The 19,681-nt window shown below is 61.3% G+C and carries 17 protein-coding genes; 9 read left to right on the top strand and 8 right to left on the bottom strand.

Annotated features, from left to right (window positions below; genetic code table 11):
• Nucleotides 1-71: 71 nt before the first annotated feature.
• Nucleotides 72-1,619, top strand: coding sequence for a D-xylose ABC transporter ATP-binding protein (xylG, locus tag BT125_RS21445; protein ID WP_072410074.1), 1,548 nt, complete (start codon nucleotides 72-74; stop codon nucleotides 1,617-1,619).
• Nucleotides 1,620-2,756 carry a sugar ABC transporter permease gene (locus tag BT125_RS21440; protein WP_072410072.1) on the top strand — a complete coding sequence of 379 codons (1,137 nt, stop codon included), beginning with the start codon at nucleotides 1,620-1,622 and terminating at the stop codon, nucleotides 2,754-2,756.
• Nucleotides 2,757-2,785: 29 nt separating this feature from the next.
• Here the strand turns inward: BT125_RS21440 and BT125_RS21435 are convergent, their stop codons facing one another.
• Nucleotides 2,786-3,091 (bottom strand): hypothetical protein, encoded by a 306-nt coding sequence (locus tag BT125_RS21435; protein WP_072410070.1) that lies wholly within the window; start codon nucleotides 3,089-3,091, stop codon nucleotides 2,786-2,788.
• A 127-nt stretch (nucleotides 3,092-3,218) separates the two neighbouring features.
• Between BT125_RS21435 and BT125_RS21430 the strand changes: the two genes are divergently transcribed.
• From BT125_RS21430 to BT125_RS21420, 3 genes are all read left to right on the top strand, one after another.
• Nucleotides 3,219-3,698 (top strand): GNAT family N-acetyltransferase, encoded by a 480-nt coding sequence (locus BT125_RS21430; protein ID WP_072410068.1) that lies wholly within the window; start codon nucleotides 3,219-3,221, stop codon nucleotides 3,696-3,698.
• A gap of 68 nt (nucleotides 3,699-3,766) precedes the next feature.
• Nucleotides 3,767-4,906 carry an epoxide hydrolase family protein gene (locus BT125_RS21425; RefSeq protein WP_072410066.1) on the top strand — a complete coding sequence of 380 codons (1,140 nt, stop codon included), beginning with the start codon at nucleotides 3,767-3,769 and terminating at the stop codon, nucleotides 4,904-4,906.
• Nucleotides 4,907-5,584: 678 nt separating this feature from the next.
• The gene (locus tag BT125_RS21420) at nucleotides 5,585-5,860 is read left to right on the top strand and encodes a fructose-bisphosphate aldolase (protein WP_072410064.1); all 276 of its coding nucleotides are present in this window, start codon (nucleotides 5,585-5,587) and stop codon (nucleotides 5,858-5,860) included.
• A gap of 303 nt (nucleotides 5,861-6,163) precedes the next feature.
• Here the strand turns inward: BT125_RS21420 and uxuA are convergent, their stop codons facing one another.
• From uxuA to BT125_RS21390, 6 genes are all read right to left on the bottom strand, one after another.
• Nucleotides 6,164-7,339 carry a mannonate dehydratase gene (uxuA, locus tag BT125_RS21415; RefSeq protein WP_072410062.1) on the bottom strand — a complete coding sequence of 392 codons (1,176 nt, stop codon included), beginning with the start codon at nucleotides 7,337-7,339 and terminating at the stop codon, nucleotides 6,164-6,166.
• Nucleotides 7,340-7,355: 16 nt separating this feature from the next.
• The gene (locus BT125_RS21410) at nucleotides 7,356-8,810 is read right to left on the bottom strand and encodes a mannitol dehydrogenase family protein (protein WP_072410060.1); all 1,455 of its coding nucleotides are present in this window, start codon (nucleotides 8,808-8,810) and stop codon (nucleotides 7,356-7,358) included.
• A 17-nt stretch (nucleotides 8,811-8,827) separates the two neighbouring features.
• On the bottom strand, nucleotides 8,828-10,120 hold the full coding sequence (locus BT125_RS21405; protein WP_072410059.1) for an MFS transporter: 1,293 nt from the start codon (nucleotides 10,118-10,120) through the stop codon (nucleotides 8,828-8,830).
• A 78-nt stretch (nucleotides 10,121-10,198) separates the two neighbouring features.
• Entirely contained in the window at nucleotides 10,199-11,230 is a 1,032-nt protein-coding gene (locus BT125_RS21400) for a Zn-dependent oxidoreductase (RefSeq protein ID WP_072410057.1), read from the bottom strand.
• A 53-nt stretch (nucleotides 11,231-11,283) separates the two neighbouring features.
• On the bottom strand, nucleotides 11,284-12,495 hold the full coding sequence (manD, locus tag BT125_RS21395) for a D-mannonate dehydratase ManD (RefSeq protein ID WP_072410055.1): 1,212 nt from the start codon (nucleotides 12,493-12,495) through the stop codon (nucleotides 11,284-11,286).
• Nucleotides 12,496-12,499: 4 nt separating this feature from the next.
• The gene (locus tag BT125_RS21390; protein ID WP_072410170.1) at nucleotides 12,500-13,501 is read right to left on the bottom strand and encodes a sugar kinase; all 1,002 of its coding nucleotides are present in this window, start codon (nucleotides 13,499-13,501) and stop codon (nucleotides 12,500-12,502) included.
• Nucleotides 13,502-13,654: 153 nt separating this feature from the next.
• On the opposite strand from BT125_RS21390, the gene kdgR reads away from it, so the two are divergent.
• Nucleotides 13,655-14,437 (top strand): DNA-binding transcriptional regulator KdgR, encoded by a 783-nt coding sequence (gene kdgR, locus BT125_RS21385; protein WP_072410053.1) that lies wholly within the window; start codon nucleotides 13,655-13,657, stop codon nucleotides 14,435-14,437.
• A 396-nt stretch (nucleotides 14,438-14,833) separates the two neighbouring features.
• Here the strand turns inward: kdgR and BT125_RS21380 are convergent, their stop codons facing one another.
• Nucleotides 14,834-16,390, bottom strand: a complete 1,557-nt coding sequence (locus BT125_RS21380) for a carbohydrate porin (protein WP_072410051.1) — start codon at nucleotides 16,388-16,390, stop codon at nucleotides 14,834-14,836.
• A 169-nt stretch (nucleotides 16,391-16,559) separates the two neighbouring features.
• On the opposite strand from BT125_RS21380, the gene BT125_RS21375 reads away from it, so the two are divergent.
• From BT125_RS21375 to BT125_RS21365, 3 genes are read left to right on the top strand one after another with little or no spacing between them, the layout of a single operon-like run.
• Nucleotides 16,560-17,834, top strand: coding sequence for an ABC transporter substrate-binding protein (locus BT125_RS21375; protein WP_072410048.1), 1,275 nt, complete (start codon nucleotides 16,560-16,562; stop codon nucleotides 17,832-17,834).
• Between the two features lie 21 nt (nucleotides 17,835-17,855).
• Nucleotides 17,856-18,818 (top strand): carbohydrate ABC transporter permease, encoded by a 963-nt coding sequence (locus tag BT125_RS21370; RefSeq protein ID WP_072410045.1) that lies wholly within the window; start codon nucleotides 17,856-17,858, stop codon nucleotides 18,816-18,818.
• Nucleotides 18,815-19,657 (top strand): carbohydrate ABC transporter permease, encoded by an 843-nt coding sequence (locus BT125_RS21365; RefSeq protein WP_060742699.1) that lies wholly within the window; start codon nucleotides 18,815-18,817, stop codon nucleotides 19,655-19,657. Before BT125_RS21370 ends, BT125_RS21365 begins: the two co-directional genes overlap by 4 nt.
• Nucleotides 19,658-19,681: the final 24 nt, after the last annotated feature.

Here is a 19,681-nt window from a genome sequence, read left to right as displayed (position 1 = left end):
AGGGGGCTGTCTGACACCAGGAAATATTTGCCCCCTGCGTATGTGTGAGCCCTTTTTCATGAGTCCTTGCCATGTCCGACTACCTGCTGCAAATGAACGGCATCGTCAAAACCTTTGGCGGTGTCAAAGCCCTGAACGGCATCGACATCAAGGTCAGGCCCGGGGAGTGCGTCGGCCTGTGCGGTGAAAACGGCGCGGGCAAATCCACGTTGATGAAAGTGTTGTCGGCGGTCTACCCCTACGGCACCTGGGAAGGCGAGATCATTTGGGACGGCCAGCCGCTCAAGGCGCAGTCCATCAGCGAAACCGAAGCCGCCGGGATCGTCATCATCCACCAGGAACTGACCCTCGTCCCCGACCTGTCAGTGGCGGAAAACATCTTCATGGGCCACGAGCTGACGTTGCCCGGCGGGCGCATGAACTACCCGGCGATGATCCACCGTGCCGAAGCCCTGATGCGGGAACTCAAGGTCCCGGACATGAACGTGTCGCTGCCGGTTTCCCAGTACGGCGGTGGCTACCAGCAATTGGTGGAAATCGCCAAGGCACTGAACAAGCAAGCACGGCTGCTGATCCTCGACGAGCCCTCCTCCGCCCTGACCCGCTCGGAAATCGAGGTGCTGCTGGACATCATCCGCGACCTCAAGGCCAAGGGCGTTGCCTGCGTGTACATCTCCCACAAACTCGATGAAGTGGCCGCCGTGTGCGACACCATTTCGGTGATCCGCGACGGCAAGCACATCGCCACCACCGCCATGGACATCCCGAAGATCATCACCCAGATGGTCGGACGGGAAATGAGCAACCTCTACCCCACCGAACCCCATGACATCGGCGAGGTGATTTTCGAAGCGCGCCACGTCACCTGCTACGACGTCGACAACCCCAAGCGCAAACGGGTCGACGATATTTCCTTTGTTCTCAAGCGCGGGGAAATCCTTGGCATCGCCGGGCTGGTCGGCGCCGGTCGTACGGAACTGGTCTCGGCGCTGTTCGGCGCCTACCCCGGTCGCTACGAGGGCGAAGTCTGGCTGGAAGGCAAGCAGATCGACACGCGCACGCCCCTCAAGTCGATCCGCGCCGGCCTGTGCATGGTCCCCGAAGACCGCAAGCGCCAAGGCATCATCCCGGACCTGGGCGTGGGCCAGAACATCACCCTGGCGGTGCTGGACAACTATTCGAAAATGACCCGCATCGACGCCGAAGCCGAACTGGGCAGCATCGACAAGGAAATCGCGCGCATGCACCTCAAGACCGCGAGCCCGTTCCTGCCGATCACCAGCCTGTCCGGTGGCAACCAGCAAAAGGCCGTACTGGCGAAGATGCTGCTGACCAAACCCCGCGTGTTGATTCTCGACGAGCCGACCCGCGGCGTGGATGTCGGCGCCAAGTATGAAATCTACAAGCTGATGGGCGCGCTGGCGGCCGAAGGCGTGTCGATCATCATGGTTTCGTCGGAGCTGGCCGAGGTGCTGGGGGTCTCCGACCGCGTCCTGGTGATCGGCGACGGCCAGTTGCGCGGCGACTTCATCAACCACGAACTCACCCAGGAACAAGTACTCGCCGCCGCACTCAGCCATCCCGACGGCCATAACAATAATGATCGGAAGTCCGCGTAGATGAATCAGGTCAAACAGCTGTTTTCCCGCTACAAAATGCTCGCGCTGGTGATTGCCGTGGCGATCATCTGGCTGTTCTTCAGTTGGCAGACCGACGGCGGGTTCGTGACCCCGCGCAACCTCTCCAACCTGCTGCGGCAGATGTCCATCACCGGGATTCTTGCCTGCGGCATGGTGCTGGTGATCATCAGCGGCGAGATCGACCTGTCGGTGGGCTCGCTACTTGGACTGCTAGGGGGCCTGGCGGCGATCCTCGATGTGATTTATCACATCCCGCTGCTGGCGAACTTGAGCCTGGTGGCCTTGTGCGGTTTGGTGATCGGCTTGGGCAACGGCTACATGACCGCCTACCTGCGCATTCCGTCGTTCATTGTCGGACTGGGTGGCATGCTCGCGTTTCGCGGCATCCTGCTGGGAGTGACCGGCGGCACCACCATAGCCCCGGTGTCACCGGAACTGGTCTACGTCGGCCAAGGTTATTTGCCGCACACGGTCGGGACCGGGCTTGGCATCCTGCTGTTCGCCCTGACCCTGTTCCTGACCTGGAAACAGCGGCGCAACCGCGCCCTCCATGGCCTGACGGCCCACTCATTGGTGCGTGACGTGTTGCGCGTGGTGGTGATCGGCGCGGTGCTGGCCGGCTTCGTCTATACCCTCAACAGCTACGACGGCATCCCGGTGCCGGTGCTGCTCCTGCTGATCCTGCTGGGAGTGTTCAGCTACGTCACCAGCCAGACCGTGTTCGGCCGACGCGTCTACTCGGTGGGCAGCAACATGGAAGCCACGCGCCTGTCCGGCATCAACGTGCAAGCGGTGAAACTGTGGATCTTCGGCATCATGGGCGTGATGTGCGCCCTCGCCGGCGTGGTCAACACCGCACGCCTGGCCGCCGGCTCACCCTCGGCCGGCAACATGGGCGAACTCGACGCCATCGCCGCCTGCTTCATCGGCGGCACCTCCATGCGCGGCGGTTCCGGCACCGTCTACGGCGCCCTCCTCGGCGCGCTGGTGATCACCAGCCTGGACAACGGCATGTCGATGCTCGATGTCGACAGTTATTGGCAGATGATCGTCAAAGGCAGCATTTTGGTGCTGGCGGTGTGGGTGGATGTGAGTACGCGGACGGGGCGGCGTTGAGGGGGCCTTCATTTTCTGGCAAACGCCATTTAATGCGCCGCAGTCTCAACCGTTTTCGGATCAGCGACCTCAATCCAGCCCTTGCGCAAGTAATCCTGCGCGACAATATTGCGGATCATGAAACAGTAAACGACATGCAGCAGCGCCGTAGCCCCAGCCATCCATTGCGGTCCCGCCACAAGCCCGATCGCCACGATGCCGAGCCAGATCGACAAGTGTCGCCAGAGCCCTGCGAAAAAGAGATAGATCACGCCCAAGAACAGAATCGCCAACACCTGGAACGCGTCCACTTCTTCAACTTGATCAGTGTCCGGGCTCTTGAAATAGCGTGCCATGTACCACTCCTTCGTTAGAAACTTCCGTTTTCAAGCTGCTTTACTCACTCAGTTTCTAGCACGGCCAGCGGGACTACACTAGCTGCGCGCGGGCCATGCCGACAACTAAGCAATACAGGGATTACCAGTGATTAAATCAGCGCAAGAACTGACGGTGCGGCAACTTTCAGAGCTTCCGCCAGGAATCCTGCAGCTGGAAGCAGAGTCAGTTACAGAAGGTTTTAGGTTTCTTACTCGCTTGATCAGCGATTGGAAAAACGGGGCCAATCGATTCGATCAACCAGGGGAGTGCTTTCTAGGCGTCTTCCGCCACGGGCATCTGATTGCCGTTGGCGGACTTTCATATGATCCCTATGCAGGTCCGGGTGTCGGAAGATTACGCAGGGTATATGTCAGGCGTGCCTCAAGGCGCCTGGAGGTGGGTAGATTCCTGGTGGAACATCTCTTGAAACATGCCGCGCCACGATTCCGAGCAGTGCGCCTCTCTACAGACACCCCGGAGGGCGCAACATTTTACCTTCGCTGTGGATTCGAACCGATACAGGATGACTTCGCCACTCATGTGAAGTTATTTGAACGGACGATGAAGCCAGCGCCTTACCTCTGATGATCGGCCTCATCCACGATGTTTAACGTCATGATAAAAATCGAGAGTCTAGCGAGGTCGGACGAAACATGCTCATCGAACCTTTCGTTATCAACATCCCGGAACACGCCCTGGAAGACCTGCGGCACCGTCTGAAGTACACCCGGTTACCAGAACCGCTGGCCGGGCAAGGTTGGCGCGAAGGCATGGACATGGAGGTGCTGCGGGAACTGCTCGCCTATTGGTCGGACACGTTCGATTGGCGCGCTCAGGAAATGGCGCTCAATCGCTTGCCACAATTTGTCGCCAACATCGACGGGCAAAGGGTGCACTTCATTCACCAACGAGGCGTCGGGCCGAGTCCGAGACCGCTGATCCTTACCCATGGCTGGCCCGGCTCGTTCATCGAAATGCAGCGCATCATCCCGCTGCTGACGGACCCGGCCCGCCATGGCGGTGATCCTGCGGACGCTTTCGATGTGGTGGTGCCGTCGCTGCCCGGCTACACCTTTTCCGCACCGTTCCAGCAATCCGGCATGGGGCCCTATGAAGTGGCGGGCTTGTGGAGTGAGTTGATGAGCGGGCTGGGCTACGAGCGGTTCGGCGCCCAGGGCGGGGACATTGGCGCTGGCGTTTCGATGTGGTTGGGCGTGCGTTTTCCCGAGCGGGTGACGGGCATTCACCTCAACTACATCCCGGGCTCCTATCGCCCTCCCCTGGGCGAAACCGAGCCTCCGCCGACAGAAGCGGAATCGGCCTTCCTCCAACGCGCGGCGGCATTTGCCGATGCCGAAGGCGCCTACGGGCACATTCAACGAACCAAACCCCAGAGCCTGGCGGTGGGCCTTAATGACTCCCCGGCTGGGCTATTGGCGTGGATGGGGGAAAAGATCCTGTCCTGGTGTGATGACAGCCCCGCTATTGACCGAGATTGGTTACTGACCAATGTGACGCTGTACTGGCTGACGCACTGTATCGGCTCTTCGTTTCGCCAATACGTGGAGGGCAGCAAGCGGCCATTGCAGTTCAACAGCGACGAACGTTTGAAGCCGCCGGTTGGAGTGGCGCTGTTTCCTAGGGAGCTGCCCATGCCACCACAGAGCTGGGTTGAGCGTTGCTGCGAGGTGAAGCGCTGGACCGAGATGCCTCGGGGTGGTCACTTTGCTGCGTTGGAACAGCCGGAGTTGTTGGCAGAGGATATCAGGGCGTTTTTCCGGGATTACCGCTGAATCTCGCCATAGAGATCAGGTGCAGGACGTGTCTAGCATGATCTGGCGCTGAGCCATTGTGGGAGCGAGCTTGCTCGCGATGGCGGAGGCACAGTCAATATCCTTGCAGGCTGAAATACCGCTTCGCGAGCAAGCTCGCTCCCACAGGAGACTTGAGTCAGCAGGGAGGCGGGTTATAGGGGCGTTTTGTAGCGTGGCCAATAGCGATCCGAAAATCTCGTAGGAATTTACACCCTGTGGCGAGGGAGCTTGCTCCCGCTGGGCTGCGAAGCGGCCCCAAACCGGCCGCCGCGTTTCGCCAGACAGACCGCCGGCACTGGTTTTACGGCGGCTGCGCCACCGAGCGGGAGCAAGCTCCCTCGCCACGGGGGGCGGGGGCGTCCTACAGGCCGGTTGTGGGTACCGGGATCGACTTCTATAGTTGGGTTCGTCGCTGGCTTTGGTCAGTGGCTGGGTTTCGCAGCCCGACAGATACGGTAGCAACCAAGCATCATAAAAGTGACAATGAGCGCCTTTGGCGTTCGACGTCATTTTATGGTGGCTGTGTGTGGGAGATCTTCGGGTCTGCCGGGTTCCTTCGTATCCTCGGTCTGCGAACCCACGCGCAGCTACCACCCATTCGTTTCGCAGCGGATCGAAGTAGCTTTTTCTTGATACGAAGAATGAGTAACTATTGCCATGAATCAACGCGATCAACGCTTCACACCTCTCACCCAAACCGCCACCACCCACCCCGTCCTGCTGATCGACACCCACGCCCCACTGCCCGAACTCCATGCCTGTGCCAGCGAACGCCTGCACGCCACGCTCGACTACCTCACCTTGGTGGCCTGCGGCAGCCTGCGTGACTCGGCAGCGAGCGACATCAACACCCTCACCAATGTCGCCCGGATCCTGGTGCAGGATGTCGCGGATGTGTTCGGCGTGATCGAGCGCCGCGGGCTCGAAGGCTGAACCATTGTGGGAGCGGGCTTGCTCGCGAAAGCGGAGAGCCAGTCAACTTAACTGCTGAATGTTAAACCGTCTCGCGAGCAAGCTCGCTCCCACAGGGGAATGGCGTTAGCCCGAGAATTTCTCAGGCGTTTACCTTCCGTGGCGAGGGAGCTTGCTCCCGCTGGGTTGCGTAGCGACCCCACGCTGATTGAATGGGATCAATCTGATGCACCGAGGTGTCGGGTTTTAGGGCTGCTGCGCAGCCCAGCGGGAGCAAGCTCCCTCGCCACAGCTGTTAACCGCCCTCACCCAAACAGAGCTCATCTAGCCCAGTTGTCGGCGCACGGCCAGTTCCACGCCGCGGATTTCCGCAAGGCCCTTGAGGCGGCCGATCAGTGAGTAGCCGGGATTGCTCTTGCGATGCTGATCGTCCAGCAGTTGATGCCCATGGTCTGGACGCAGCGGCAAGCGCGGGCCGCCTTCGCGTTCACGTCGGCGTTCTTCAGCCACCAAAGCGCCGATGACGCCGACCATGTCGACGTCGCCGTCCAGGTGATGGGCTTCATGAAAGCTGCGTGGGTCGGTTTCCCGGCGGGTTGAACGCAGGTGAGTGAAGTAGATGAACGGGGCAAAGCGCTTGGCCATCGCCACCAGGTCGTTGTCTTCGCGCACACCATAAGAACCCGTGCAGAACGTCAGGCCATTGGCCGGGCTTGGCGCGGCATCCAGCAGCCATTGGGCGTCTTCGGCGGTGGACAGGATGCGTGGCAAGCCGAGCAGTGCCCGGGGCGGGTCGTCCGGGTGGATTGCCATGCGCACACCCACCGCCTCGGCAACCGGGATCACCGCACGCAGGAAATACCCCAGGTGTTCGCGCAACTTGGCCTCGTCGATGTCGGCGTAGGTGCGCAGCAAGTCACGGAAGTCGTCCAGGCTGTAATGTTCCTCGGCACCGGGCAAGCCCGCAATCAGGGTATTGACCAGGGTTTCGCGCCGGGCCGGCGTCAGTTGTTCGAAGTAGGCCTTGGCCTGCTGGATGTCCTCGACGCTGTATTCAGCCTGCGCGCCCGGGCGCTGAAGGATGAACAGGTCGAAGGCGGCGAACGCGGTTTGATCGAAACGCAAGGCCCAGCCGCCATCCGCCAGTTCGAAAGACAAATCGGTTCGGGTCCAGTCCAGCACCGGCATGAAGTTGTAGCAAACGATATCGATACCGCAGCTCGCCAGGTTGCGCACGCTTTGCTGGTAGTTGGCGATGTACTCGTCACGCCGCCCGCAACCGCGCTTGATGTCTTCGTGCACCGGAATGCTTTCCACCACCGACCAGCTCAGGCCGGCCGCTTCGATCATCTGTTTGCGCGCCGCGATGGCGTCCACCGGCCATACTTCGCCATTGGGAATTTCGTGCAACGCGGTAACGATACCGGTCGCACCGGTCTGGCGGATGTCCGCCAGGGAGATCGGGTCTTTGGGGCCGAACCAACGCCATGTCTGTTCCATGTTCTTCTCCTTGTGATCAGTTGGGTGCGGCAAAAGTGGGTAGAAGGCTGCCGATGCCATCGCGGACCAGGGCGTCATAGGCGCCTTGCACTGCATCGCGAAACGCCGCGCGAGTCGACAACTCAGGGGGGAAGACTTCATCCAGATCCAGAAAAGCCTTCACCAGCGACGGGCCTTCGAATCGTCCCGCAAGATCGGCGAAGGTGGCGCTCAACGGGTCATCGATCACCTGCGCCGAATCGGCGGACAGCGGCTGCGTGCAGTAGCGAATCCAGGCGGCGATGCCCAATGCGATGCAGGCGATGCCACGTCCCTGGTCAAGCAATTGCTGCGCACCCAGCAACCAGCGTTGCGGCAGTTTCTGCGAACCGTCCATGGCGATCTGCCGCAGCCGATGTTGCAGACTGTCATTGGCAAAACGTGCCTTTAGATCGTGGGCATAGACCGCAAGGTCGATACCCGCAGGCATGTCCAGCGTGGGCGCCGCCTCGTCGGCCATGTAACGCCCGATCAGGTGCAGCAGGTTCACGTCACTGACGGCCTCGAACACCGTTTCGTGACCGACCAGCAGCCCCACATAGGCCAGCAACGAATGGCTGCCATTGAGCATGCGCAACTTCATTGTTTCGAACGGGCGCACGTCGTCCACCATCTGCACCCCTTCCACTTCCCAGTCCGGACGGCCAAGGGGGAAGTGATCCTCGATCACCCACTGGCTGAAGCTTTCACAGACCACTGCCGCCGGGTCGTGACAGTCCAGTTGCTCCAGCCGGCGGAAGGACTCGCCGTCCATCGCAGGCACAATGCGGTCGACCATGCAGCTGGGGAATGCCACCTGTTGCTCGACCCACTGTGCCAGTGCCTTATCCTGCAACGCCGCCAATGCGCTGACCGCCTGACGGGTGCGCTGGCCGTTGTCGGGCATGTTGTCACAGCACAACACAGTGAAGGCCGGAATACCCGCAGCGCGGCGCCGGCGCAGGGCTTCAAGGACGATGCCGGGGGCCGAGCGCGGCGCTTGCGGATGAGCGAGGTCATGGGCAATCGCCGGGTCTTCGCTGCGCAGTTGCCCCGAAGACGGACTCAGGCAATAACCCTTTTCAGTGACCGTGAGCGTGACGATCCGCGTTTGCGGCGCGGCCATGCAGTGCAACAGTTGCTCCAGGTCGGGACCGCCCTCGCCCGCATACAAGGCCTGGCGCAGCACCCCGATCTCGCGCAGCGTCACTTGCTCGCGGTCGCGGTATTCGGCCACATGGTAGCGACCGTCCTGCTCGCGCAACTGCTCGACCAAGGTGCGATTGGAACGCAGGTTGGCGCTGCACACGCCCCAATCGCTTTCACCGTGGCGATTGAGATGGCGTTGCAGGTAGACCGCCTGGTGCGCGCGATGAAACGCACCCAGGCCCAGGTGCACGATACCGATCTGCGCTGCAGTGCCGGTGCAAGGTACACGTTTCACAACAGGCATCGACTCACTCCTTCTGTTCAGGAACGGCCCAGGGCCGAAACGGGCTGCGGGCTTTGTGCCGCCGCGTTACCGGTATCCGCCACCGACAGCGGTTTAACGTAGCGCGCGACACACACGGCACCGATCACGGTCAGCAGCCCCGCCAGCAGGAACGCACTGGTGAACGAACCGGTGAACTGCACCAAAAAGCCCGTCAGGGTCGGGCCGACAATGCCCGAGGTGTTCGCCAGAAAGTGCATGAAACCACTGACGCCACCCACCCGCGCAGCCGGAACGGTGTCCTGGATGATCGCCCAATAGATGGCGCCGGTGAGGTAAAGGAAGAACACCGCCAAGGCGACGAGAATCACCGCTGGATACAAGGTAGTCACCATCCCGGCACAGGCGATGCAGGCAGCGCAGGCCAGCAGGCACGTCACCAGCACCACTTTGCGCGAGAACATTATCCGCCCGGTTTTCTTGAACACGAAGTCAGAGATGAAGCCGCCCAGGGCCAAACCGAGGAAACCCAGAACCCAGGGAATGACCGTGGCGATGCTCATGTCCTTGACGTTCAAGCCGTGGGCCATGGTCAGGTAGCTGGGGAACCAGGTCAGGAAGAAGAACAAGGTGTAGTTATAGGAGAAGAACGCCAGGGAGGTGAACAGCACCGTCGGCTGCTTGAGGTAGAACCGCAAAGGGAACACCGGTTGTGCCGCCAGTTCGCTCTGCCCCTCGGCTCGGAGAATATCCTCGGCGCCCTCGCCTTCGGGCCGTTCCTTGACGAACTTGAACCACACCGCCGCCCAGATCAGGCCGATCAGCATGATGATAATGAACGAGATTTTCCAACCGTAGGTGACGGCGATAAAGCCCACCACCGGACCGGAAATCGCCCCGCCCAGCGGCGTGCCGGACATCGACGTACCCAGCGCCCGCGCCCTGTGCTTGGGGGCGTACCAGTTGTTCACCATTTTACTGGTGGTGACGCTCAGTGGTCCTTCGCCCATGCCGAACAGGATCCGGATGAGCACCAGCGAAGCGAAGCCCACCGTCAGCACCGTGAGGCCGCTGAACAATGACCACAAGACCATAGCCAGCAGCAAGGTGGTCTTGGCGCCGTAACGGTCGGCGGCCCAGCCACCGATGAAGTTGAAGGCCGCATAGCCGACGAAAAAACTGCTGAAGATCATGCCCATCTCACCCGTACTCAGACCGTAGTCCTTCTGGATGAAAGGTGCCGCCACAGACAATGCCGACCGGTCGAGGTAATTGATGACCCCAGCCAGGAACAGCATGATGATGATTAAGCTACGTCCTTGACCAAACATGGTGGAACCTCCCGCTTGTTGTGTTTATTCGGTGAGGGTGCCCATGACAGGCACGGTGAAACCGGTGGTGCCGACGGCTCAGTGATGGGCGTTCGTCAGCTCCACCAGCACTTTTCGGGTTTGCTCGGGGTGCTTTTCGATCAGGTCGATGGCGCCGGGCATTTCGTCGAAGGTGACGCGATGACTGATCAGGTCCTGGACTTGCAACTTGCCACTGGCGATCAATTCGATCACCCGGGGGAACTTGCGGTTGTTGAGCCGCGATCCCACCAGGGTCAGTTCCTTCTTGATCATTTCCAGTTGCACCAGATCACTGGGCGTGGCATTGAAGCCCAGCAACCCGATACGCCCGGCCGGCGAGGCCAGGCGCACCATCTGCGGCATCAGTGCCGGAATGCAGGCGGCATCGACAATCAACGGCACGCCCTCGCCTTGGGTCAGCTCGCGCATGACGGCTTCGACATCGACTTGCTGGCCGTTGAGGGTCCGGCTGGCGCCCAGCGCCCGTGCCGTCTCCAGGCGGCTGTCGATGACATCGGTAACGGTAATGTCGGTCAATCCCAACGCCCGGGCCATTTGCACCAGGGTCAGGCCGATCACCCCGGCGCCATAGATCAACACGCTGTCGCCAGGGTGCGGCTGCATGCGATCGAGCACGTTCAGGGCAATGGAATAAGGCTCGACCAGGGCGCCGTGGCTGAGGGACATCGCATCGGGCAGGCGGTGGGCGTTTTCGGCCGGTACGCAGACCTGCTCGCTGAAGCCACCGTCGCGGTGCACGCCGATCACTTGCAGCCGCGTGCAGACATTGGGCCGGCCAATGCGGCAGGGATAGCAAGTGCCGCAACTGATCACCGGATCGATGCACACCCGGTCGCCCACCTGCAGGTGCTCGACGCCTTCACCGACTTGCCGGATCACCCCGGAAAACTCATGGCCGGTGACACGGGGGAACCGCACGAATGCGTTCTGCCCATGAATGATGTGCATGTCCGAGCCACAGATGCCGGCATACGCCACATCGACCTGGACCTCGCCGTGGGCGACCTGGGGTTGGTCGACCTGGGCCAGCCCGAACTCGAAGGGTGCTCTTACCTGGAACGCTTTCATCAGTCACTCCTGACGGGGCATTCGCCCCGTTTCCTCAAAGGGTTGAAACCGCTTCACCAATGCCAGAGCGTGCCGTCTTCGAGACGGTTGACCGGCAGGCTGGCGCGCTTGTAGGGGTATTGGCGGGCAAGGTCTTCATCGATGTCGACGCCATGCCCCGGGGTTTCGCCCGGCGTGAAGTGGCCGTCCTCGAACCGATAGGCATGGGGGAAGACTTCATCGATGCGGTCTTCGTGAGGCATGTGTTCCTGGATGCCGAAGTTGGGCACCCACGTATCGAAATGCAGGGCCGCGCCCATGCACACCGGCGACAGGTCGGTGGCGCCGTGAAAACCCGTGCGCACCTGGAACAGCGCGGCGAAATCGGCAATGCGCCGCACATGGGTAATACCGCCGGCATGCACCAGCGTCGTGCGGATGTAGTCGATCAACTGTTCCTGGATCAACTCGCGGCAATCATGGATGGAGTTGAACACCTCGCCCACGGCCAACGGCGTGGTGGTGTGCTGGCGAATCAGACGGAAGCTCTGCTGGTTTTCCGCCGGCGTGCAGTCTTCCAGCCAGAACAGGTTGTACGGTTCCACGGCCTTGCCCAGGCGCCCGGCTTCGATGGGCGTCAGGCGATGGTGCACGTCGTGGAGGATATGCAGGTCATCACCAAAACGTTCGCGCACGGCGGCGAACAGCTTGGGGACGTAGTTGAGGTATTTGGCGGTGTCCCAGACGTGTTCGGCGGGCAGGTCGCTGTCGGCCGGTTCATAGCGCTCACCGCTGCGCTTGGCGACACCGTAGGTGGTGGCAATGCCGGGCACGCCGCATTGCACACGCACGGCTTTATAGCCCAGCTCGACGTGACGGGCGACTTCGTCCAGGCACCCTTCGATGTCCTTGCCGGTGGCATGCCCATAGACCATCACCCGCTCGCGGCTCTTGCCGCCGAGCAATTGGTACAAGGGCATGTTCGCGGCCTTGGCCTTGATGTCCCACAGCGCCACGTCGACGGCGGCGATGGCCGTCATGGTCACCGGTCCCCGGCGCCAGTACGCGCCGCGATACAGGTACTGCCAGATGTCCTCGATGCGGTGGGCATCGCGGCCGATCAGCGCGGGCAGGACGTGCTCCTCCAGGTAGGCGACGACCGCCAGTTCGCGGCCATTCAAGGTTGCATCGCCAATGCCGTAGAGGCCGTCATCGGTGACGATTTTCAACGTGACCAGGTTGCGACCCGGACAGGTGACGATGACGCGCGCTTCAACGATTTTCATAAAGTCAGACCTGTGCAACAGAAGGAAGTGAGGATGCGGCCATGTCCTGCATGGCCGCATGGGGAATCAGCGCGCCCCGATATCGGACGACCTGGGCCGCCAGGCGATGCCCCCAGCGGGCGGCCTGCTCTGGAGCGCCGCCGCGCAGGCGACAGGCCAGGTAGGCGGCGCTGAACGAATCACCGGCAGCGGTGGTGTCGACGACATCGGAAACGGTTTGCGCGGGCACCTCGAAACGCCCTGTCGGGCACTGGATCAAGCAGCTGGCGGCGCCACGCTTGAGGGCGACTTCGCGTACTCCCACCTGGGCGTAGGCACTGAACAAGGCGTCCGGGTCGCGATAGCCGAACAGGGTCGCGTCATCTTCCCAGGTGATCAGGGCCAGGTCGGTCAGGTGCAACAGGGCGCGGTAGGCCTGCCGGGCCGATTCAGGATCGGGCCAGAGATGGGGGCGGTAGTTGTTGTCGAAGACGATGCGTGCGCCCGCTCGACGAGCCCTGGGCAGAGCCTGGATCAAGCGTTGGCGGCCTTCTGGCGTGAGGATCGCCAGGCTGATGCCGCTCAGGTAGACGTAGTCGTAATCGGCCAATGCAGCGAGCATGGCGTCGGCCTCGGGGCCCTCGAACATGCGCCGCGCCGCCGCTTCCCCGCGCCAGTAGAGGAAACGCCGCTCGCCGTGTGGATCGGTCTGGATGAAATACAGCCCCGGCAGCGCGCCTTCGATCACGCGGACATGAGCATCACCGATCCCCTCGTCCAGCCAGGACCGGCGCATGGCGATGCTGAACGCATCGCTGCCCACGGCCGTCATGTAGTCCACGGCCACCGCGCCATGGGGATTCAATCGGGCCAGATAGACCGCGGTGTTGAGCGTATCGCCACCGAAAGTCTGCGTGATCGCGGCACCCGGCTCACCGCGCATCTCGATCATGCACTCCCCCACCAACGCCACTTTCAGCGGGCGGGCGAAGCGGGTCTGCGGGCCATGGTCAAGCGTTAAGTCCATAATCAACGCGCCTTTCTTGTTTTTAAAACGGCGTTTCATTTTTATCTCAAGGCCCGAGTCTAGTCAGATTTCCGGCCTCGTCAAGCAAAAATGAAACAGCGTTTTGTTCTGCTTGCGTATATCCTTGGGTTTTACTTTCACGTTGGAGCCTTCATGGACAACAGCGTCATTCCCAACAACGATCTGGTGTCGGCGGTGGGCCGGACCATGGCCGTGCTCGAGGCACTGGCCGAGCATCCGGAAGAAAGCGGCGTGTCGGAAATCGCCACCAAACTGGACATGTCCAAGGCCACGGTTTATCGCTTCCTGCAGTCGCTCAAGGCCCGTGGGTATGTGGTGCAGGACGCCGAGGATCGCTATCGCCTCAGTGTCCGGCTGTTCGAACTGGGCGCCCAGGCCCTGCCCCATCTGGACATCGTCCGGGAAGCGGAGCCCGGGATGCGCAGGATCAACGAGCTGACCGGCGAGACCGTCCACCTGGGGATTCTCGACGAAGGCAGCATCGTCTACGTGCACAAGATCGACTCCAAGTACAACCTGCGCATGTACTCGCGGATCGGTCGACGGGCGCCGTTGTACTGCACCGGCATCGGCAAGGTATTGATGGCCTGGCTCGAAGAAGATGAGCTGCTCGCCCACCTGGCACAGGAAAGCTTCGAGCGCCGCACGGCCAATACCCTGACCAGCGTCGAGGCGTATCTGCAGGAACTGGGGACCGTTCGCCAGCAAGGCTATGCCGAGGACCATGAAGAGTTCGAAGACAACATGCGTTGCCTGGCGGCCCCGATCCGCGACCGTTTTGGCCATGTGATCGGCGGGATGAGTGTTTCATTCCCGTGCTTTCGCTTCAGGGAAGAGTTGAAGCAGGACTACGTCAAGCAACTGATGCAAGCCACCCAACAGATCTCAAGCCAGTTGGGCTGGCATACACGTTAATCGCAAAAGCCGTGGCAAGGCTGTGGGAGCGAGCTTGCTCGCGAAGGCGTCAGCACATCCAACATCGCCGCAACTGATCCTCCGCTTTCGCGAGCAAGCCCGCTCCCACAGAGGATGGGTGGTGACTGCGAAGTCTGTGAACGACGCGGCAAACCTGTGGGAGCGAGCTTGCTCGCGAAGGCGTCAGCATATCCAGCATCGCCGCAACTGATCCTCCGCTTTCGCGAGCAAGCTCGCTCCCACAGAGGATGGTGTTGACTGCGAAGTCTGTAAACGACTCGGCATAACTGTGGGAGCGAGCTTGCTCGCGAAGGCGTCAGCACATCCAGCATCACCGCAAACTGATCCTCCGCTTTCGCGAGCAAGCCCGCTCCCACAGGTCTCGACTGGCGGGTATCAGAACCAGGTTTCCATCTGGAGGCCGTACTGCCAGGTGCCGCCGGCGTTGAAGTCCGTCTTGCCGAAGGCGTCTGTGGCGCTGTACCTGTCCAGGTCCGACGACCAATTCATGACGCTGGCGAACAGACGCAGCTCAGGGCGCGTAAGCAGATCGCCCAAGTCGGGCTTGAAGGTCGGGGCCACCGTGAACTTCCAGAAGTTGCCGTCAACCGCATTGCGTTGCAGGTAGCCCTTGGGGTCGAGCTGCATGGTTTGCCAACTCATCTCGTAGGCCATCTCGAAATTGCTGTTGATTTCGTTGGCCAAGCGCACGTTCAGGGTCATCCAACGGTAGTCGTCGCCCTTGACGTAGCGATCCTTGCTTCGCTCGGCCAGCAGGCTCGGGCCGATGCGCCAGTCGGAGGCCAGGGGCGTTTCGCCGTACAGCGCCACACGCAGAGCCCGGGCATCGTCGATCAATTCGCCATCGGCGCCGACGTTCTTGACCTCAGCCCCCAACCCCTGCCCATAGAGCAGCGCTGTCTTGAAGAAGCCTTCGCGACCGAAGAAGGTTTTCTGGTGATTGGCGACCATGCTGTGCAAACCGGAGTCGGCCGGCGCCAGGCCCACTTCATTGGTGCGAGTGCCGAAGTCGTTTTTCTTCGAGCCTATGGCGTTGAACATCCACTGCCACTGCCCGCCGTCGAAAAACTGGTTGGACGTCAGGATGTAGCTTTCCACATCGGCATTGACCCCGCCCTCGCTGAAGTCCCCGTAGTTACGCCCGATCAACGAGTAGTTCGAGCGCCAGTCCTTGGTCATCTGCACGTCGTAGATGCCACCCCCGGTGCCGGCCAGATAGACCACGTCAGAGTCCAGCCAGTGGATGTCGAAATTGTCCCTGTCAAAGCGCTTGCCGGCCCACAAGGTGGAATGCTCGAACATCGAGTTGCCCTTGAATGCCGCGAGGTGATCGAGTTCCGTGAACACTTGGCGCACGTTCAGATTGCTTTCCTCGGCAGTCCAGTCGTTGGAGCTCTCTACGCCATCGGCAATGGACACCGTGAATTTGGAGCGGGTGCCGTTCTGCGCGTACAGCTCTTTCGACAGGTCGATGCGCATGTAAGTATCGTCCTCGTTTCCGAGTCGCCCCACGGCACCGCCGACAGAACCGGCCGGGGTGGTGTACGGACCGCCACGCCCGCCTCCCAACCCATCGTTGATCAGCAACCCGGAGCGGGCGTAGCCCTTGAAGCTGAAGCCGTCAGTGAGGTGAGCGCTACCGCCCTGCTTTTCCGTACTTTGCTGGCGGGCTTCGAGTTTTGCCAGGCGGGCATCGAGCGTGGGTGTCACAACGGCGGACATGGTCGGTTGTGGGGCGGGTGTGGCGAGTTTGATTTGCTGCAGTTCCCTGGCGAGTGCCTGGGTTTGTTGTTCGGCGGCGGCTGCACGCTTTTCCGCTGCGCTGGCACGGGCTTCGAACGCCGCCATGCGCTCTTCCAGCGTCGCGGCCTGAGAGGTGGCCGCCGAGGCGCCGAGCACGCTTGCGAGTAGCCAGCTTGATGCTTTCTGCATGTGGATTTTCCTGTTTTGTTTTTATTGTTCTGTTGCCGCGACCGACCTTTTCCGCCCAGGTTCTGAATTGTCAAATCAGAGGAAAAAAAGGATGCCTCATCGCAAATACGCTGCTACATTTGGCGATGTTAACGTTAACTTTTCTAAAAACAAAAATAAAGAGGGCTTTATGAAACAGCTCAAATCGCTCCTTCCAGTGGCGCTGCTCGGCCTTTGCGTCGGGTTTCCAGCCCTGTCGACTGCCGCCAACCTGACGATTTCCTGTGGTGCCGTGGGTGCCGAATTGCAACTGTGCAAGGAAGCCGTCGAGGCGTGGTCGAAGCAGACCGGCAACAGCGTCGAAGTGGTTTCCACGCCTAACTCGGCGACCGAGCGGTTGTCGTTCTACCAACAGATCCTCAGTGCGCAATCCAGCGACATCGACATCATCCAGATCGACATGGTGTGGCCAGGAATGTTGGCCAAACACTTGATGGACTTGCGCGAGGTGCTTGCGGCCGACGCCACCCAGGGGTATTTCCAGGCCCAGGTGGATAACGCCACGGTGAACGGGCGCCTGGTGACCATGCCGTGGTTCACCGATTCGGGGTTGCTGTATTACCGCAAGGACTTGCTCGATAAATACAACAAGCCCGTGCCCCAGACCTGGGAAGAAATGACATCCACCGCCAGGACTGTCCAGCAGGCGGAGCGCGCTGCCGGGAACGCCAATGCCTGGGGTTATGTATTCCAAGGGCGCGCCTACGAAGGCCTGACGTGCAATGCCCTGGAGTGGATCAGCAGCCAACCGCAAGGTGGGCTGGTCAACGCCCAAGGCGACATCGTGGTCAACAGCCAGGCCTCACGGGCGGCGTTGACCCTGGCCAAAAGCTGGGTCGGAGACATCGCCCCCCGTGGCGTGCTCAATTACACCGAGGAAGAAGGACGCGGCGTCTTCCAGTCCGGCAATGCGCTGTTCATGCGTAACTGGCCTTATGTCTGGGCACTGGTGCAAAGCCAGGACAGCGCCGTCAAAGACAAGGTCGGCGTCGCGCCCCTGCCTCGCGGCGGCGCGACGGGCACTCATGCGTCCACCCTCGGCGGCTGGGGCCTGGCGGTGTCGCGCTATAGCGCCAACCCCAAGCTCGCCGCGGAACTGGTGAGTTACCTGAGCAGCGCCCAACAACAGAAACACCGCGCCCTGGTTGGCGCCTATAACCCGGTGATCGAGTCGCTCTACCAGGATCCCGAGTTGCTCGCGGCCATGCCTTACTACAGCCAACTGCACAGCATTCTCAACGATGGGGTCATGCGCCCCGCCTCGATCACCGCCGACCGCTATCCACGGGTCTCCAATGCCTTCTTCGATCAAGTGCACGGCGTGCTGGCGGGCGAGCAACCGGTGGATCAGGCCCTGGCCGAGCTGGAAAGCGAACTCACGCGGATCAAACGCCGGAACTGGTAAGCCACAAGGAAGGAAATCACCATGTCTGTCTCCACCACACTCGCCCCCGACGACGAGTACCTGCTCCCCCGGGAAACGCCGGTACAACGCCGTCGCGTTCGCGCCGCCTGGCTGTTCCTGACCCCGATGCTGCTGTGCCTGGCGCTGGTGGCGGCCTGGCCGCTGCTGCGTACCTTCTGGTTCAGCCTGACCGACGCCAGCCTCGCCGATACGGGGGATGCAACCTTTGTCGGTTTGAGCAATTATCTGTTTCACAGCAGTGCCGGTTGGTCAGGCCTGCTCGTCGATCCACAGTGGTGGAATGCGGTGCGCAACACCTTGCATTTCACCGTGGTGTCGGTGGGGCTGGAAATCGTCCTTGGGCTGCTGGTGGCGTTGCTGCTCAACGTCCGGTTCAGCGGACGCGCCCTGGTGCGGGCGTTGATCCTGATCCCCTGGGCGATCCCGACCATCGTCTCCGCAAAGATCTGGTCATGGATGCTCAACGACCAGTTCGGCATCATCAATCACCTGATGCTCGGCCTGGGCCTGATCGACGCGCCGCTGGCCTGGACCGCCGACGCGGACCTGTCGATGTGGGCGGTGATCATCGTCGACGTCTGGAAGACCGTGCCTTTCGTCACCCTGCTGATGCTGGCGGCCTTGCAGATGCTGCCCAGCGACTGCTACGAAGCTGCCAGGGTGGACGGCATCCACCCGGTGAAAGTGTTCTGGCGGGTCACCCTGCCGCTGCTGATGCCGGCCTTGCTGGTGGCGGCGATCTTCCGGATCCTCGACTCCCTGCGGGTCTTCGACGTGATCTATGTGTTGACCTCGAACTCGTCGAGCACCATGAGCATGTCGGTCTATGCCCGCCAGCACTTGGTGGAATTCCAGGACGTCGGTTATGGCAGCGCTGCCTCGACCTTGCTGTTCCTGGTCGTCGCGGCGATCGCCATGGTTTATCTGTACCTCGGACGCCGTCAGCTGGAGGTCCGCTCATGAGCCCGCGTCTGCTGAAGAAAGCCCTGTTGCGCCTCGGGTTCTGGTGCCTGATCGCAATCTTGCTGGTGTATGCGGTCTTCCCTTTCTACTACGCCATCGTAACGTCGCTGAAACCGTCCAGCGCCTTGTTCCAGGTGAGCTACTGGATCGACCAGCCCGACTTCTCCAACTACGCCGCCGTGCTCAACCAGGCCTCGTTCCTGCGGGCTATCGGCAACTCGTTGGTGGTTGCCCTGTGCGTGGTCGCGCTGGCGCTGTTCCTCAGCCTGACCGCCGCCTATGCCTTGGGCCGGGTGAAATTTCGCGGGCGCGGTCCGGTGTTGATGATGGTCCTGGGCGTCTCGATGTTTCCCCAAGTCGCGGTGCTGTCGGGGTTGTTCGAAGTGATCCGTGCCCTGGGCCTGTACAACACCTCCTGGGCGTTGATCCTGAGCTACACGATTTTCACCCTGCCCTTCACCGTCTGGGTGCTGACCACCTTCATGGGGCAACTGCCTCATGAGCTGGAAGAGGCCGCCATCATGGACGGTGCGTCACCTTGGGTCACGCTGACCCGCGTGCTGTTGCCGCTGCTCTGGCCGGCACTGGTCACCACCGGCCTTCTGGCCTTCATCGCCGCATGGAACGAGTTCCTCTTTGCCCTGACCTTCACCCTGACCGACTCGCAACGCACGGTCCCAGTCGCCATCGCGCTGATTTCCGGCGGCAGTCCCCATGAGCTGCCTTGGGGCCTGTTGATGGCGGCGTCGGTGCTGGTCACGGTGCCCTTGGTGATTCTGGTGCTGATCTTCCAGCGCCGCATTGTTTCCGGCCTCACTGCCGGTGCGTTAAAGGGTTGAGGCCCAACACAGACAAAAAAAGGA

The organism is Pseudomonas sp. NFACC04-2, assembly GCF_900119265.1.
In the GTDB taxonomy this organism is placed as follows: Bacteria; Pseudomonadota; Gammaproteobacteria; order Pseudomonadales; family Pseudomonadaceae; genus Aquipseudomonas; species Aquipseudomonas fluorescens_AA.
This window is presented reverse-complemented; position numbering and strand designations above follow the sequence as displayed.

Excerpts from the sequence above, each read along its gene's own strand:
- BT125_RS21410 (WP_072410060.1), bottom strand. The coding sequence starts at position 8,810 with ATGCCTGTTGTGAAACGTGTACCTTGCACCGGCACTGCAGCGCAGATC.
- kdgR (WP_072410053.1), top strand. The coding sequence starts at position 13,655 with ATGGACAACAGCGTCATTCCCAACAACGATCTGGTGTCGGCGGTGGGC.
- BT125_RS21400 (WP_072410057.1), bottom strand. The coding sequence starts at position 11,230 with ATGAAAGCGTTCCAGGTAAGAGCACCCTTCGAGTTCGGGCTGGCCCAG.
- BT125_RS21390 (WP_072410170.1), bottom strand. The coding sequence starts at position 13,501 with ATGGACTTAACGCTTGACCATGGCCCGCAGACCCGCTTCGCCCGCCCG.
- BT125_RS21420 (WP_072410064.1), top strand. The coding sequence starts at position 5,585 with ATGAATCAACGCGATCAACGCTTCACACCTCTCACCCAAACCGCCACC.
- manD (WP_072410055.1), bottom strand. The coding sequence starts at position 12,495 with ATGAAAATCGTTGAAGCGCGCGTCATCGTCACCTGTCCGGGTCGCAAC.
- BT125_RS21425 (WP_072410066.1), top strand. The coding sequence starts at position 3,767 with ATGCTCATCGAACCTTTCGTTATCAACATCCCGGAACACGCCCTGGAA.
- BT125_RS21380 (WP_072410051.1), bottom strand. The coding sequence starts at position 16,390 with ATGCAGAAAGCATCAAGCTGGCTACTCGCAAGCGTGCTCGGCGCCTCG.
- xylG (WP_072410074.1), top strand. The coding sequence starts at position 72 with ATGTCCGACTACCTGCTGCAAATGAACGGCATCGTCAAAACCTTTGGC.
- BT125_RS21405 (WP_072410059.1), bottom strand. The coding sequence starts at position 10,120 with ATGTTTGGTCAAGGACGTAGCTTAATCATCATCATGCTGTTCCTGGCT.
- BT125_RS21370 (WP_072410045.1), top strand. The coding sequence starts at position 17,856 with ATGTCTGTCTCCACCACACTCGCCCCCGACGACGAGTACCTGCTCCCC.
- BT125_RS21375 (WP_072410048.1), top strand. The coding sequence starts at position 16,560 with ATGAAACAGCTCAAATCGCTCCTTCCAGTGGCGCTGCTCGGCCTTTGC.
- uxuA (WP_072410062.1), bottom strand. The coding sequence starts at position 7,339 with ATGGAACAGACATGGCGTTGGTTCGGCCCCAAAGACCCGATCTCCCTG.
- BT125_RS21435 (WP_072410070.1), bottom strand. The coding sequence starts at position 3,091 with ATGGCACGCTATTTCAAGAGCCCGGACACTGATCAAGTTGAAGAAGTG.
- BT125_RS21365 (WP_060742699.1), top strand. The coding sequence starts at position 18,815 with ATGAGCCCGCGTCTGCTGAAGAAAGCCCTGTTGCGCCTCGGGTTCTGG.
- BT125_RS21440 (WP_072410072.1), top strand. The coding sequence starts at position 1,620 with ATGAATCAGGTCAAACAGCTGTTTTCCCGCTACAAAATGCTCGCGCTG.